This is a genomic window from Microbispora cellulosiformans (assembly GCF_008728085.1).
In the GTDB taxonomy this organism is placed as follows: Bacteria; Actinomycetota; Actinomycetes; order Streptosporangiales; family Streptosporangiaceae; genus Microbispora; species Microbispora amethystogenes.
In genome coordinates, this window is record NZ_VYTZ01000006.1 from 312,087 (window position 1) to 325,942 (window position 13,856).

Genomic DNA, 13,856 nt, shown 5'->3' on the forward strand with positions numbered 1-13,856 from the left:
ACCTGGTCGCGCCGATCCTCTCCGCTCCTTGCGAAACGTCGAGGCGATGTCCTGGCTACCCCGCACAAAGGAGGGCAAACGCGTCAAGTTCGGTCTCGCGCCGCGGCATCCTGGACCGCGCGTCGCAGGCGCCCCCGCCCTCGCCGTACGGCCGGGCATATCGGCGGCCGCCGCCGCGGGGCGACATCGGGATGACATTTTGAAAGATGCGCGGCGCCCGGCCGGGCTCGGACGATGGATTGGCGGATGTCCGGCCGGTATATCCGAGAGCGCCCCGAAAAGGATGCGCCGAAAAGGATGCGCGGAAAAGGACGTGCCGAAAGGACGCGGTCGAAATCCGCGAGAAATCGAACGGACGCGGCAACAGGAGGTGAATATCGTGCGGCCGGAGGAAAACGACGATGTGAAGGTCAGAGTGCTGACGCTCGAAGCGTTCGCGGACACGATCGTCCCGGGCGAGAAGCGGTTCCCCGGCGACCGGGCGGTCGCGGGCGCCGCGTCCGGCCCCGGAGCCGTGGCGGCGGGGGCCGTCGAACTGATCGAGACGCCGGCGGCCGGGCTGTCGCAGGGGCTGGACTGGTATGTCACGACCCTGAACGAGCGGGCGCGGGAGCACGCGGCCCGCGAGGGGCTCTCCCTCGATCCCGCGCTGCCCGGGTTCGTCGCCCTGCCGTTCGACGACCGGGTCGCCCTGGTCCAGACGCTCACCGCCCCCGGCCATCCGGAGAAGGAGCTGTGGATCAGCCTGGCGCTGTTCAGCAACATGGCGTTCGACACCGCGGCGCACATGCACACCCTCGACGCCATCGCGGCGGGACATCCGGGGCTGGCCGCCATGAACCTCGCCGCGCCGGACTCCGACGGGCTGTGGCGCTTCCCCGAGTACTCGTACGGCCGGCCGCTGGCGCGGCGTCATCCCGGCACCACGGCATCGGGGAGCCCGGCATGAGCGGCACCGGAGGCGGCACCGGAAGTGCCACGGAGCGCACCGACGTCCTCGTCATCGGCAGCGGCTTCGGCGGGGCGATCGCCGCCTATCATCTCGCCGCGGGCGGCGCCAAGGTCGTGCTGCTCGAACGCGGCCCCTGGCTCAAGGGCGAGGACTTCGACCACGACTTCAAGCTCGGCTCCTCCTACACCAGGATCTTCGACTTCGTCGTCGGCGACGGGATGAGCGTGCTCGGCGGCAACTGCGTGGGCGGCGGCAGCGTCGTCTACTTCGCGGCGATGCCCCGCGCGCCGGGGTTCGTCTTCGAGCGCAGGGGCAGCATCGGCAGGCGGATGTGGCCCGCGGCCCTGACCCGGGACACCCTGGACCCCTGGTACGACCGCGTCGCCGAGGCGCTGCCCGTCAGCCGGCAGGACTGGCCGGACGTGACGTACGCGGGCGGCCTGTGGGCGGCGGCGTGCGCGCACGCGGGCGGCACGGCCAACCCGGTGCCCGTCGCGGTGGACAACGACAGGTGCACCAACTGCAACTGGATGATGGCCGGCTGCAGGTTCGACGCCAAGAGGTCCCTGCTGCTGAACTACCTGCCCGCCGCGATCGCGCACGGCACCGAGATCCGGCCGCTGCACGAGGTGCAGCACCTGTCGCGCACCGACGACGGCGGCTACCGGGTCCACTACAACGTCGTCGACGGCGAGGACTACCGGGTGCACGACTCCAGCGGCGTCATCGACGCCAAGCTGGTGGTGCTGGCGGCCGGAGCCGGCGCGACGCCGGTGATCCTGCAACGCTCCGAGCCTGCCCTGGGCCCGATGCCGTACGCGGTGGGCCGCTACTTCTCCGGCAACGGCGAACGGCTCAACACCGCGATCGTCGACGAAGATCGGGTGCGGGAGGTTCTCGGCCTGGAGCGCGGCGACGGCCTGGCGTACGCCGCCAACCAGATCGGCCGCGGCCCGGTCGTGGCGAACTGGGACCGGCTCGACCCGTCGCTGCCCGAGCACTCCCGGTTCTCCCTGGAGCAGCTGTACTTCCCGCCGGGGCTGGGCACGATCCTCGCCCAGGCGCCCGGCGCGACCGGGCCCGCGTGGTTCGGCGTGGAGAAGAAGGAGATCCTGCGGCGCTGGCAGTCGTGGCTGACCGTCTTCATCATGGTCGAGGACGACAACGAAGGCGTCTTCGGGCCGCCTCCGGCCACCGGGAACGCGATGCGCCTCTCCCAGCAGATGCTGGGCCGCGGCAACCTGAGCTACCACCCCACCGCCAACACGCTGCGCGGCTGGAGCGAGGCGGACGCCGCGGTGCGCGACATCCTGGAGCGCGACGGGCTGGCCGAGGTCATGCCGTGGACCAACGACGTGGTCGGCGCCTACACCGTGCACCCGCTGGCGTCCTGCCGCATCGGCGACGACCCCGCGAGCTCCGCGCTGGACGACCGCCACGAACTGCGCGGACATCCCGGCATCTTCGTCACCGACGGCTCGGCCGTGCCTGGGGCGCTGACGGTCAACCCCGCGATGACCATCGCCGCGCTCGCCGAGCGGGCCATGCCCGCCATCGTCGAGGCGGCGCGGGAGCGGGGCGTCCCGGTCAGGTACGGCGCGCCCGCGCCCGACGGCTCCACCAGCGGGCGGCGCGGAGTGGCCTCCCTGGCCGGCGGCCTGACCAGGCGGTGACGCCGCCGCCGCGGAGCCCGCGAACCTGCTCGACCACCGGAATCAACCCGAGAATCCACCGCCGAAAGGACGGACAGATGACGGACTCGCCGGACGTCTTCCGCGATCTGGCCGCGGAGAGCGACGAACTCGACAAGCTGGTCGCCGACCTGGAACCCGCGCAGTGGGCGCTGCCCACTCCCGCGCCCGGGTGGACGGTCGCGCACCAGATCGCGCACCTCGCCTTCATCTTCAACCTCGCCGGTACGGCCGCCTCGGACGCCGAGGCGTTCACCACGATGACCAGCGCCGCCTCGCGCGACTTCAACGGCGCGGTGAACGCCGCCGTCGAGCGGTACCTGGCCGAGCCGCCGGAGCTGCTCGCCCGCTGGCGGGCCGAGCGCACCTCCGCGATCGGCGCGCTGGCCGCGGTCCCGCCGGACCGGACGGTGCCCTGGCTGGTGCGGCCGCTGCCGCCGTCCGTGCTCGCCTGCGCCGGGCTCATGGAGGTCGTCGCGCACGGCCAGGACGTCTACGACGCCCTCGGCGTACGGCGCGAGTGGACCGACCGGATCAGGCACCTGGTCGGGTTCGCGGTCATGGTGTGGGACTTCGGCTACCAGTCGCGTGGCCTGACCCGGCCGGATGTGCTGTTCCGTTACGAGCTGACCGCACCGTCGGGCGAGGTGTGGGCCTTCGGCCCGCCGGACGCCGAGCAGCGGATCAGCGGCCCCGCCGCCGACTTCTGCCTGCTGGTGACCCGGCGGCGGCACCCTGACGACCTCGCGCTGACCGCCGTCGGCCCCGACGCCGAACGGTGGCTCGGCATCGCCCAGGCCTACCGCGGGCCGGCCGGTGAGGGCCGTACGCCGGGCCAGTTCGCGGCCCTGGACGCGGCGAACGGGTAGGAGACCGCGCCCGTGCGAAGAGCGGTCCGGGCGAAGAGTGACAGGGGGTGTGCGGTACGTAACCGGATCGGCTATCCTCTCCCGCGCCCCGGTGCCCTACGGCACCGGGGCCGTCGCACGACCGGAAGAAGCCTGAGACGAACCCGGAGGAACCGCATGGAACCGGGCACGACAGAACCGGACAGGAACGTGAACCTGCCCCGCGTGGCGTCGCGGGACGAGTGGCTGGCCGCCCGCGTCGAACTGCTGGCCGAGGAGAAGGCGCTCACCCGCGCCCGCGACGCCGTCAACACGCGGCGCCGGTCGCTGCCGATGGTCAGGATCGGCAAGGAGTATCTCTTCACCGGGCCGCACGGAGAGGCGAGGCTGCCCGACCTGTTCGAGGGCCGCCGCCAGCTGATCGTCTACCACTTCATGTTCGACCCTGGCTGGGACGCCGGCTGCCGGAGCTGTTCGCTGACGGTCGACGGCATCGGCCACCTGGCCCATCTGCACGCCCGCGACACCACGCTGGCCCTGGTGTCCCGCGCCCCCTTCGGCGCGATCGAGGCGTACCGGGCCAGGATGGGCTGGCAGATCCCCTGGTACTCGTCCTACGGCGGCGACTTCAACCACGACTTCCACGTCACCGTGGACGAGTCGGTCGCCCCGATCTTCTACAACTACCGCACGAAGGCGGAGCACGAGCGGGCCGGCGAGCCCTGGTACACCGGCGCGGAGCTACGGGAGATCCACGGCGTCAGCGTGTTCCTCCGCGACCGGCGGGACGGCGCGGTCTTCCACACCTACTCGACGTACGCGCGCGGCACCGACCTGCTCACGGCGACCTACAACTGGCTGGACCTCACCGCGCTCGGGCGGCAGGAGGACTGGGAGTCGCCCCCGGGCCGCGGCGACGGCCCCTTCATGTCCTGGGTCCGCCGCCACGACGAGTACGGCCCGGACGCGTGACAGCCGGCCGGTCGCCACACCGGCCGGCTGTGCCGCTCACCGGGCGGCGTCGTCACCTGCCTGGATCGCGGAGCGTGCGGGCGAACTCGCGGATGTCGGACACCAGGAGCGCGGGCTGCTCCATCGCCGCGAAGTGGCCGCCCCGGTCGAACTCGGTCCACCGCGCCAGCGACGGCAGGACCCGCTCGGCGAAGGAGCGGACCGGCCGCACCGCGTCGGCCGGGAAGCACGCGACGCCGACCGGCGCGCGGAGCGACCACGGCCCGCCCCAGGTCCGTACGAAGTCCGCGTCGTGGTGGCTGGACTCGTAGTAGAGCTGGGCGCTGGAGCCGGCCGACCGCGTGAACCAGTAGAGGGCGGCGATGGTCAGCATCTGGTCGCGGTCGACCGCGTCCTCCGGCGCCCTGGCGGAGTCCGTCCACTCGAAGAACTTCTCCACGATCCAGGCGAGCTGACCGGCGGGCGAGTCGGTCAGCGCGTACGCGAGGGTCTGCGGGCGGGTCGACTGGATCTTGCGCCAGCCCGACCCGTCCTCCTCGAAGCGACGGGCGAAGTCCAGCCGCTCCAGGTCGGACGGGCTCAGCTCGCCCCAGGTGGCCGGGTCCTCGGGCGGGAACGCGGCGAACATGTTGAGGTGCACGCCCGCTACTCCGGCGGGGTCGGCCAGGCCGAGCCGCAGGGAGACCGGCATGCCCCAGTCGCCGCCCTGGGCGACGTACCGGTCGTAGCCGAGCCGCCGCATCAGCTCCGCCCAGGCCCGCGCCACCCGGTCGGTGGACCACCCCTCCTCCCGGGGATGGCCGGAGAAGCCGTAGCCGGGCATGGAGGGGATCACCAGGTGGAAGGCGTCGGCGGGGTCTCCGCCGTGCGCGGCCGGGTCGGTCAGCGGCCCGGCGATCCCCGCGAACTCGGCGAAGGAGCCCGGCCAGCCGTGCGTGACGACCAGCGGCAGGGCGTCCGGCTCGGGGGACCTCACGTGCGCGAAGTGCACGTCGACCCCGTCGATCTCGGTGACGAACTGGGGCAGGAGGTTGAGCCGCGCCTCCGCGGCCCGCCAGTCGAAGCCCGTCCGCCAGTAGCCGGCGAGGCTCTTCAGGTAGTCGAGGGGGACCCCGCGGTCCCAGCCGGCGTACCCGCCGCCCGGCGCCTCCCCGGGCCACCGGGTGGCGGCCAGCCGCCGATGGAGGTCGTCGAGGTCGGCTTCCGGGATGTCGATATGGAACTGGCGCATGGACACCACCTCGTGGGTTCGTCGTCTGCCGTGGTCACGGCTCTGGATCACGGCTCTGGGTCACGGTTGTGCGTGACGGGCCCGGGTCACACGTCGGCGACCGCGTCGCTCCGCCGTACCGCCCGCGTCTCGGGGTCGTCCTCGGCGGGCCGTCGCCACATGTGCCGCAGGACGCGCGCCACGTTGGCGGGACGTAGGAGGGCCTGCGGGGGGTCGATGAGCCCGGCCGCCCGGATGAAGGCGTCGCCGAGCCGTGCGTCGTGCACCGCCGCGCTCTGCAGGCGGGCCACGTACGCGTTCGCGAGCCGGGTCCGCGGCGTGCGCCGCCCCTCGGCACCCGGGTAGCCGAGGTCGGCCCCGGCGGAGAACTCCCACGGCCCGCGCACGTTCGCGGCGACGTCGCGGAGGAACGCCGCGGGCCGGGGCAGCCGGCCGGAGGCGAGGTGCCGCCGCAGCGTCAGCGACTCCAGCGCCGTGACGGTCATCCCCTGGGCGTACAGGGGGTTGAAGCTGCACACCGCGTCGCCCATGACGAGCAGGCGCTCGGGGAAGCGGCCGAGGCGCTCGTAGTGCCGCCAGACGCTCGCCGGGAACCGGAACGTCACCGGGTCGTCCAGCGGTTCGGCGTCCCGGATCGCCTCGTAGATCTCGGGCACCGGAAGCGACCGCGCGAAGGCCTCGAACCCCTCGGGGTCGGCCGGCGGGTGGTCGCCCAGCATCCCGGTGAGCGACAGTTCGATCCGCCCGCCGTAGCCGGGGAGCTTGTAGAAGAACGCGCCGCGCGGATGATCCGGCGTCGGGGCCGGGATGATCGCCAGGTCGTCGCCGAACGGGTCGGAACGCAGCCGGTAGTGGCGGGTGGTGTAGGCCAGCCCGATCGTGACCCGTTCCTCCTCCGGCCGCGCGTAGCCCAGGTCGGCCAGCCACGCCGGGGCGCGCGACCCCCGGCCGGTGGCGTCGATCACGAGGTCGGCGTCCAGCACCTCCTCCCGCGAGCCCTCCGCCCGCCGCTGGATCCGGGCCCCGGTCACCGTGTCCCCGTCCGGGGTCGTCGCCAGTCCGGCGACGTCGTACCCCTCCATGAAGACCACGTTGGGGATGTTCCGTACCCGCAGGCGGACGTGGTGCTCCAGGACCGGCCGGGTGGCGGGCACGGAGACGAGCCCTGACCGGGACGGCTTGAGCCTCCGCCCGTTGACGTACCAGCGGATGTCGCCGTTGAAGTCGCCCGGTTCGACGCCCGCCGCGCGCATCTGCTCGGTGAGGCCGGGAAACTGCCCTTCCAGGATCTGGTGGCCGCGCGCGACGAGGCCGTGCGCGTGGCGGCCGTGCGGCACGCCCCGCCGGGGGCCGGTGACGTCCGTCAGGTCGTCCCGGTCCACGATCACGACCTCGGCGAACGCGTCGGCGAGCACCCTGGCCGCCAGCAGGCCGCACATGCTCCCGCCCAGCAGCACCACTCGGTCCGCGACCCGGTTGCCCATTGCGGTCATCTCCTCGAACGCTCGATAAGGAAAAGGGCCTGTCTCCGCGCGGCGCGATTTCCGTGCGGCACTGCTTCCGCGCTGTTTGCGCACCGTTTCCGCGGCGCTTTCCGCAGGACGCCGCACGCGGAAAGCCGCGGCGCCGTACGGCGACCGGCCCGGGCCGCCGGACGCCTTCGGGCGAGCCGGCGCACCGCCACCATGAATGCTTCTCCACCGGCCGATGCGAGGGCTTCTCATCGATTGCGCTGTGAGTGCAATCCAGAAGAAGCGCCGCGAGAAACGAATGGGCGAGGGTCGGATATGCGACCGCGCCGCCACCGCCGACGTGCGGGTTCCGGCGGCGTGGCCCGGCCAGGACGTCGACGACCTCGGCGGTGCGCGGCACCGGCGGGGCTGCCTTCACGAGGAGCGCTCCATGGACATCGCAACAGCACCGACGAGGGACGAACTGGTTCGTCGCGCCTCGGAACTGGTGCCGCTGCTCCAGAAGCACGCGAGCTGGGCGGAGGAGAACAGACGGCTGCCCGACGAGGTCGTCGAGGCGATCGCGGACGCCGGCCTGCTCCGGCTGCGCGTGCCCGCCCGGTACGGCGGCTACGAGTGCGACACGCGCACCGTCGTCGACGTCGTGACCGAGCTGGCGCGGGGAGACGCGTCCACCGGCTGGACCTTCGCGGTCTGGTCGATCTGCTCCTGGCTGACCGGCCTGTTCCCCGACGAGGTCCAGGACGAGGTCTTCGCCACCCCCGATGTGCGGGTGTCCGGGCTGCTCAGCCCGGGCGGCGCCGCGACCCCCGCCGACGGCGGCCTCACGGTGAACGGCAGATGGGCCTTCAACACCGGTGCGCTGCACAGCGAGTGGAACTCGATCGTCGCGATGGCGCCCACCCCGGACGGCGCCGGTCAGTGGCCGGTCCTGGCCCTGGTCCCGGTGTCCGACCTGGAGATCGTCGACGACTGGCACACCTCCGGGCTCCGGGCGTCCGGCAGCGTGACGACCGTGGCCAGGGACCTGTTCGTGCCGATGCGGCGGGTCCTGCCGATGGGCCCGGTGCTTCAGGAGCACTACGCGTCCGAGCGGAACGCCGCGACGCCGGTCTACCGCACGCCGATGCTGCCGACCGCCGCCACCTCCACCGTCGGCACCGTGCTCGGCCTCGCCCGGGCCGCGCGGGAGGTCTTCTTCGAGCGGCTGCCCGGACGGAAGATCACCTACACCGCCTACGAGAGCCAGCGTGAGGCGCCGATCACCCATCTGAAGGTGGCCAAGGCCGCCGCGCTGATCGACGAGGCCGAGTTCCACGCCCACCGCGCGGCCGCGCTGCTGGACCACAAGAGCGCCGCGGGGGAGGAGTGGGAGATCGAGGAGCGGGCCCGCATCCGGCTCGACCTGGGCTGCGCCTACGAGCGGGCCAAGGAGGCCGTGGACGTCTACAACTCCGCGAGCGGGGCCTCCTCCGTCTACACCTCGGTGCCGATGCAGCGGATCGCGCGGGACGCCCAGACGCTCAACCTGCACGCCATCCTGCACCCCGACACCAACTACGAGCTGTACGGGCGCGTCCTGTGCGGGCTCGAACCGAACACGCTCTACATCTGATCCGCGCCCCCGGCCGTCCCGGCGGCGACGCACCGATGCCGACAGGAGGAACCGACGGTGATTCCGGACACGGAGAGGACGGCGCCGCGGGCGACGCCGGTCCGGCGGCCGGAGGGGCGGCCCGGCGGCCGCCCGCCCGCCCCCGCGGCGCGGCGGCCCCGCGCCTGGTGGCGCAGGCCGTGGATCATCCCGTTGGGGATCGTGGTCGCGGCCTTCCTCGCCTACGAGCTGCCGCCGTACCTGACGCTGGACCCGGCCCGGGCCCGGGTCGTCCTGCCCGCGGCCTTTCCGCCGAAGTACGCCGTGCTGATCGGGCACATCGTCTTCGGCACCGTCGCGCAGGTGACGATCTTCCTGCAGATGTGGCCGTGGCTGCGCCGGCGCCATCCGGCGGTCCACCGGTGGTCCGGACGCGTGTACGTCTTCGCCGGTGCGATCCCGAGCGCGGTGGCGGCGGTCGTCATGCTGCCGTTCACGCCCGTGCCCGGCCGCGTCGGCGTCTCCACGGCGGCCGTCCTCTGGCTGGTCACGACGGTGATGGGGTATCGCATGGCGCGGCGCCGCCGGTTCGCCGAGCACCGCCGCTGGATGCTCTACAACTTCGCGATCGTGGCCGGCATCAACTACACGGGCCTGGCCATCGTGGTGGTGGGGACCCACCTGCCGGTCGCCGTCGACCCGGTCTACCTCATCGAGGCCGCCCGCTGGCTGGGCTGGGTCGTGAACCTCGTCGTCGTGCAGTGGTGGATCGACCGGAGGCGCACCCGTCCCGCCGCCGGGTTCGCCGGGCTCGCCGGGTGAGTTCCACGAAGTGACGTCTCATGAAGTGCATGAAGTGAAGTGCATGAAGTGACGGAGAAGGGCGGAGGCGCCGGGTGACCGGCGCCTCCGCCCTTCCTCGTGTCCGGCCGTGTCTCAGCCGGCTGTGTCGGGGAGCGGGACCGCGGCGCCCAGCGGCGTGTTGACGTAGCCGCTGATGGCCCACTGCCCGTCCCGCCTGGTGAAGAGCCACATCCCCCTGATGGCGTCCTCCGCCGTGACCTCGGCCGACCCCGGCCGGTAGGCCCCGCCCTGCGAGACCAGCACGATCACGTCGTCGGCGGCGTACCTGAGCTCCAGGGGGACACCGGCCACCCGGGTGCCCTTCCACTTCCCCGCGAAGGCGGCGTCCATGTAGTCGCTGATCGCGGCGCGGCCCTTGAGGTAGGTGACGCCGGGCAGGATCAGGGTGGCGTCGTCGGTGTAGAGCTTCGCCATGGTCTCGGCGTCGTGCCCGGCCCACGCGCCGGACAGGGACCGCATCACCGAGAGCACGGCCGCCGCGTCGTCCTGACTCACGGTCACGGCCGGCGCCGCGGGGGTCCCGGCTGTGGGGCGTGTACTGGTCATCGCTGTTCCCTTTCGCCTTTCTGCGCGAGCGGCCGGTCGGCGCCGGGCCGGTCCGGCCACGCGGAAAACGCCCGTAAATGAATTCCCGCGTTCTCGCATCGTTCCACCGGGCGTACCGGCCCGCATATCCGAGAATGCGGAGCCGCGAATTCCGGCGTTTCACCTGCTGTTCTGTGCGCAATTCAGGAGATGCCCGGCCCGGCCGGAAAAAGCGACGATACGGCGAGGACGGCGAAAACGACGAGCGAGGAGGGGAGAGGCGGTGGCGACTCCGCGGACTGAATTCCTCCCGGTGGCGGTGCCCCGTCAGGGCGGCGGGAGCCGGGACGGACGCCCTCCCGCCGGCGGCCGGGTGCCCGAGCCGGCGGACCAGGCGCGGCCGATGCCCGTGCTCCGCGAGGAGCACGGGCGGCTGCGGCGGCGCATCCTGGCCGGGCGGCGCGAACAGGTCGACCGGCAGCACTCCCTCGGCAAGCGCACGGCACGCGAACGGCTGGACCTCCTGCTCGACGAGGGGTCGTTCGTGGAGGTCGACATCTACCGGCGGCACCGGGCCCACACCCTGGGCATGGCCGAGCAGCGCCCGCACACCGACGGCGTCGTGGCGGGCTCCGGGACGATCGGCGGCCGCCGGGTCTTCGTCTACGCCCAGGACTTCACCGTCTTCGGCGGCTCGCTCGGCGAGGCGCACGCGGAGAAGATCCACAAGGTGATGGACCTGGCCGTCGAGAACGGCGCGCCGCTCATCGGGATCAACGACAGCGGCGGGGCGCGCATCCAGGAAGGGGTCATGTCCCTCGACGGCTACGGCGGCATCTTCCGCCGCAACGTGCAGGCGTCGGGGGTCGTGCCGCAGATCAGCGTCATCCTCGGGCCCTGCGCCGGGGGAGCGGCCTACTCCCCGGCGCTCGCCGACTTCACCTTCATGGTGCGCGACGTCGCGCGGATGTACCTCACCGGCCCCGACGTCGTACGGGCCGTCACCGGGCAGGAGGTCGGCCACGACGAACTCGGCGGCGCCGACGTCCACGGCAGGCGCACGGGGGTGGCCGCGTTCGTCCACGACGACGAGGAGAGCTGCCTGGAGGACGTGCGTTACCTCGTCTCGCTGCTGCCGGGCAACAACATGGAACCCTCGCCGGCCCTGCCGCCGTGCGGCGCGACGACGGACGTGCGCCCGCGGCTCCCGGAGATCGTGCCCGTGGAGGCGAGCAAGCCGTACGACATGCGGACGGTGCTCGCCGAGATCGTGGACGACGGGGAGTTCCTGGAGGTGTACGAGGGCTGGGCGCGGAACGTCGTCTGCGCCCTGGGCCGCGTCGACGGGGAGGTGATCGGAGCCGTCGGCAACCAGCCGATGGTGCTGGCCGGGGTGCTCGACGCGGACGCCGCCCAGAAGGCGGCCCGGTTCGTGCGCTTCTGCGACGCCTTCGGGATCCCGCTGGTGACGCTGGTCGACGTGCCGGGCTTCCTGCCGGGAACCGACCAGGAGCACGCGGGGATCATCCGGCACGGCGCCAAGCTCCTGTACGCCTACTGCGAGGCGACGGTGCCGCGCGTCCAGGTGATCGTGCGCAAGGCGTACGGCGGGGCGTACATCGTCATGGACTCGCGGTCCATCGGCGGCGACCTCTCGCTCGCCTGGCCCACCAACGAGATCGCGGTGATGGGGGCCGAGGGCGCCGTGAACGTCATCCACCGCAGGGAACTGGCCGCCGCCGCCGATCCCGACGGGCTGCGGTCCGAGCTCGTCGCGGAATACACGGCGCAGCTCATGCATCCGTACTTCGCGGCGGAGCGGGGGCTGGTCGACGACGTGATCGATCCGGCGGACACCCGGGCGGCGGTCGCGCGGGGGCTCGCGATGCTGCGCAACAAGCGCCGGCAGCCGCCTCCCCGCAAGCACGGCAACATCCCCCTCTGAGACCTCCCACAGGGGTTGGCTGTCAAGCGCATCTCCGTCCGAGGGCCGGGGGTGCAGGGGGCGGAGCCCCCTGCGATGGTGGTGACGTCATGGTTTGACGCGTTTGGTCGGCAGCCATGACGTCAGGAGCGGCGCCAAAGCGTTGACCAGCGGGTCGCCGAAGATGCACAGGGTCTGTTCCCATGGGTGGCCGAAGGTGCCGGTGGTCATGTCTTCGGACAGGAAGACGTAGTAGTCCCCGTTGGGGAAGACCTCCACTGGCCAGCGTGGTTCGGGGTCGAGGGCCTGACGGTGGGGCCAAAACCACCAGCTGGGGTGCTGCCAGTCGAGCACGAGCAGCCGTTGTGAGGCGGGCAAGGCGCGAGTCATGGCAAGCAGGCCGAGCGCGTTGATGGCGTCTCCGGCGGCGGCGAACTGGGCCGGCTCGCCGGTGAAGATGGGGGCCAGGTTGATGGTCACCGACGGGATCGGCTCGTTGAGTGCGGGTTCGCCGTTCTGCTCGTAGCCGGGCCGGAAGCTGAACCGGGCGTCGAAGGGCGCCCAGAAGTCCTCGTAGCGTTCCGGCTTGATCTGCTGCCAGGCGGGGGCGGTCACGAGGTGACCGTAAGCGATGGGTGCCGGCGGGTCCGGGGCGGGACCTGCTCGTGCTGATGGTTGTGGCCCGGTGGGAAGGCGCGATGATCTGCGCGTCGGGGTGCTGTTCGAACGCCTCCACGGTGGCGGCGGCGAGTTCGTCGCAGCTGGTGATGGCGGCGTTGAACTGGCGCAGCAGGGCCAGCGCTTGCCGGCCGAACGCCCGCTCGACCGCTTGTGGCTGCCGCATCTGCGGCGCCTGGAACAGCTCATGCAGGCGTTGAGCGGTCCTGGTGATGAAGCGCTGCCGTCCGGCCTTGATGAGCAGGTCGGCGATCTGCTCGGGCGTCAGGGCTGCGGCGGCGGCTGGGTCGGGGGCGGCTTCCAGCAGCGTGCGGGGGACCGCAACGGCCAGGCCTTCGTCGGCCTTGCCGAACGCCTGCAAGAACGCGGGGAAGTACTCGCGCAGCAGGCTGCGCAGCCGCAGCAGGAGCTGGGTGCGATCCCACACGGCGTCTTGCTGGGCGCGGGCCAGGACACGGATCGCCTGAACCTGCTCGGAGTCGTCGGGAAGCCGCCGGTGCGCGGCGGCATCCGTGCGCAGGATGTTGGCCAGCAGCATCGCGTCCCCCGCGTCGGACTTCTTAGGCGCCATCGAGTAGGGCTCGCGGTAGCGGGCGACCGCGAGCGGGTTGATCGCTTGCACCGGGCGGCCGGTCGCGCGCAGGCAGGCCACCAGCCGCCCTCGTGAGGTCTCGATGGCGACCGGTATCGGATCGTCCGGTGTGTCGCCATGCTGGGCCAGCAGCGTCAGCAGGGCGGCGAAGCCGGCGGCGTCGTCGCTGATGCGTAACTTGGCCACGCGCGTGCCCGCGGCGTCGACCAACGCGACGTCGTGATGGGTTTCGGCCCAGTCGATCCCGCAGGTGATGTCCGACTTCTCCCCTTCTGTTCGGCATAACTGCTGGTCGAAGCCGTACGGGGGCAGGCGTGCGTCCTAATAGCAGGGCTCTTGGCCCGACCTCCCACAAGCCGTTCACGACCCCAGCAGACCGCAGGGTCCCCCGTTTCGATCAAGAGCTCACCGGCTCACGCAACGGCAGAGATAGCCCTGCAGGCGGCTCCGGACACGAACTTCCATCACAACCAACGGTGATCGCCAGGGGTTATGGGACGGACGCGCTGCAGT

The 13,856-nt window shown here is 72.1% G+C and carries 11 protein-coding genes and 1 pseudogene; 7 read left to right on the top strand and 5 right to left on the bottom strand.

Annotated features, from left to right (window positions below):
* Nucleotides 1–379: 379 nt before the first annotated feature.
* From F5972_RS18500 to F5972_RS18515, 4 genes are all read left to right on the top strand, one after another.
* Nucleotides 380–949 carry a DUF5987 family protein gene (locus F5972_RS18500; RefSeq protein WP_150934803.1) on the top strand — a complete coding sequence of 190 codons (570 nt, stop codon included), beginning with the start codon at nucleotides 380–382 and terminating at the stop codon, nucleotides 947–949.
* Nucleotides 946–2,625 carry an FAD-dependent oxidoreductase gene (locus F5972_RS18505; protein WP_150934804.1) on the top strand — a complete coding sequence of 560 codons (1,680 nt, stop codon included), beginning with the start codon at nucleotides 946–948 and terminating at the stop codon, nucleotides 2,623–2,625. Before F5972_RS18500 ends, F5972_RS18505 begins: the two co-directional genes overlap by 4 nt.
* Before the next feature lie 77 nt (nucleotides 2,626–2,702).
* Nucleotides 2,703–3,512 carry a TIGR03084 family metal-binding protein gene (locus F5972_RS18510; protein WP_150934805.1) on the top strand — a complete coding sequence of 270 codons (810 nt, stop codon included), beginning with the start codon at nucleotides 2,703–2,705 and terminating at the stop codon, nucleotides 3,510–3,512.
* 189 nt (nucleotides 3,513–3,701) lie between these two features.
* On the top strand, nucleotides 3,702–4,463 hold the full coding sequence (locus F5972_RS18515) for a DUF899 domain-containing protein (protein ID WP_225311616.1): 762 nt from the start codon (nucleotides 3,702–3,704) through the stop codon (nucleotides 4,461–4,463).
* A gap of 52 nt (nucleotides 4,464–4,515) precedes the next feature.
* On the opposite strand, the gene F5972_RS18520 is transcribed toward F5972_RS18515, so the two are convergent.
* The gene (locus tag F5972_RS18520) at nucleotides 4,516–5,694 is read right to left on the bottom strand and encodes an epoxide hydrolase family protein (protein WP_150934807.1); all 1,179 of its coding nucleotides are present in this window, start codon (nucleotides 5,692–5,694) and stop codon (nucleotides 4,516–4,518) included.
* An 86-nt stretch (nucleotides 5,695–5,780) separates the two neighbouring features.
* The gene (locus F5972_RS18525) at nucleotides 5,781–7,178 is read right to left on the bottom strand and encodes an FAD-dependent oxidoreductase (protein ID WP_150934808.1); all 1,398 of its coding nucleotides are present in this window, start codon (nucleotides 7,176–7,178) and stop codon (nucleotides 5,781–5,783) included.
* A 418-nt stretch (nucleotides 7,179–7,596) separates the two neighbouring features.
* Here F5972_RS18525 and F5972_RS18530 point away from each other — a divergent pair, with 418 nt between their 5' ends.
* Both F5972_RS18530 and F5972_RS18535 read left to right on the top strand, forming a co-directional pair.
* The gene (locus tag F5972_RS18530; RefSeq protein ID WP_150934809.1) at nucleotides 7,597–8,781 is read left to right on the top strand and encodes an acyl-CoA dehydrogenase family protein; all 1,185 of its coding nucleotides are present in this window, start codon (nucleotides 7,597–7,599) and stop codon (nucleotides 8,779–8,781) included.
* A 57-nt stretch (nucleotides 8,782–8,838) separates the two neighbouring features.
* Nucleotides 8,839–9,582, top strand: coding sequence for a DUF2306 domain-containing protein (locus tag F5972_RS18535; RefSeq protein WP_225311617.1), 744 nt, complete (start codon nucleotides 8,839–8,841; stop codon nucleotides 9,580–9,582).
* Between the two features lie 114 nt (nucleotides 9,583–9,696).
* On the opposite strand, the gene F5972_RS18540 is transcribed toward F5972_RS18535, so the two are convergent.
* Nucleotides 9,697–10,170: an SgcJ/EcaC family oxidoreductase gene (locus tag F5972_RS18540; protein WP_150934810.1), complete on the bottom strand. Its 474-nt coding sequence runs from the start codon at nucleotides 10,168–10,170 to the stop codon at nucleotides 9,697–9,699.
* Between the two features lie 382 nt (nucleotides 10,171–10,552).
* Here F5972_RS18540 and F5972_RS18545 point away from each other — a divergent pair, with 382 nt between their 5' ends.
* Nucleotides 10,553–12,094 (top strand): acyl-CoA carboxylase subunit beta, encoded by a 1,542-nt coding sequence (locus F5972_RS18545; RefSeq protein WP_150935052.1) that lies wholly within the window; start codon nucleotides 10,553–10,555, stop codon nucleotides 12,092–12,094.
* Nucleotides 12,095–12,181: 87 nt separating this feature from the next.
* Here F5972_RS18545 and F5972_RS18550 read toward each other — a convergent pair whose 3' ends face one another.
* Together F5972_RS18550 and F5972_RS18555 are read right to left on the bottom strand one after the other, a co-directional pair.
* Nucleotides 12,182–12,688: a DUF2716 domain-containing protein gene (locus F5972_RS18550; protein ID WP_191910194.1), complete on the bottom strand. Its 507-nt coding sequence runs from the start codon at nucleotides 12,686–12,688 to the stop codon at nucleotides 12,182–12,184.
* Between the two features lie 490 nt (nucleotides 12,689–13,178).
* Nucleotides 13,179–13,553, bottom strand: a pseudogene (locus tag F5972_RS18555) (IS110 family transposase); the annotation flags it as partial.
* Between the last annotated feature and the right edge of the window lie 303 nt (nucleotides 13,554–13,856).

What these genes read in the sequence shown, in the direction of transcription:
- F5972_RS18510 (WP_150934805.1), top strand. Translation starts at nt 2,703, where the DNA reads ATGACGGACTCGCCGGACGTCTTCCGCGATCTGGCCGCGGAGAGCGAC.
- F5972_RS18545 (WP_150935052.1), top strand. Translation starts at nt 10,553, where the DNA reads ATGCCCGTGCTCCGCGAGGAGCACGGGCGGCTGCGGCGGCGCATCCTG.
- F5972_RS18540 (WP_150934810.1), bottom strand. Translation starts at nt 10,170, where the DNA reads ATGACCAGTACACGCCCCACAGCCGGGACCCCCGCGGCGCCGGCCGTG.
- F5972_RS18525 (WP_150934808.1), bottom strand. Translation starts at nt 7,178, where the DNA reads ATGGGCAACCGGGTCGCGGACCGAGTGGTGCTGCTGGGCGGGAGCATG.
- F5972_RS18505 (WP_150934804.1), top strand. Translation starts at nt 946, where the DNA reads ATGAGCGGCACCGGAGGCGGCACCGGAAGTGCCACGGAGCGCACCGAC.
- F5972_RS18530 (WP_150934809.1), top strand. Translation starts at nt 7,597, where the DNA reads ATGGACATCGCAACAGCACCGACGAGGGACGAACTGGTTCGTCGCGCC.
- F5972_RS18520 (WP_150934807.1), bottom strand. Translation starts at nt 5,694, where the DNA reads ATGCGCCAGTTCCATATCGACATCCCGGAAGCCGACCTCGACGACCTC.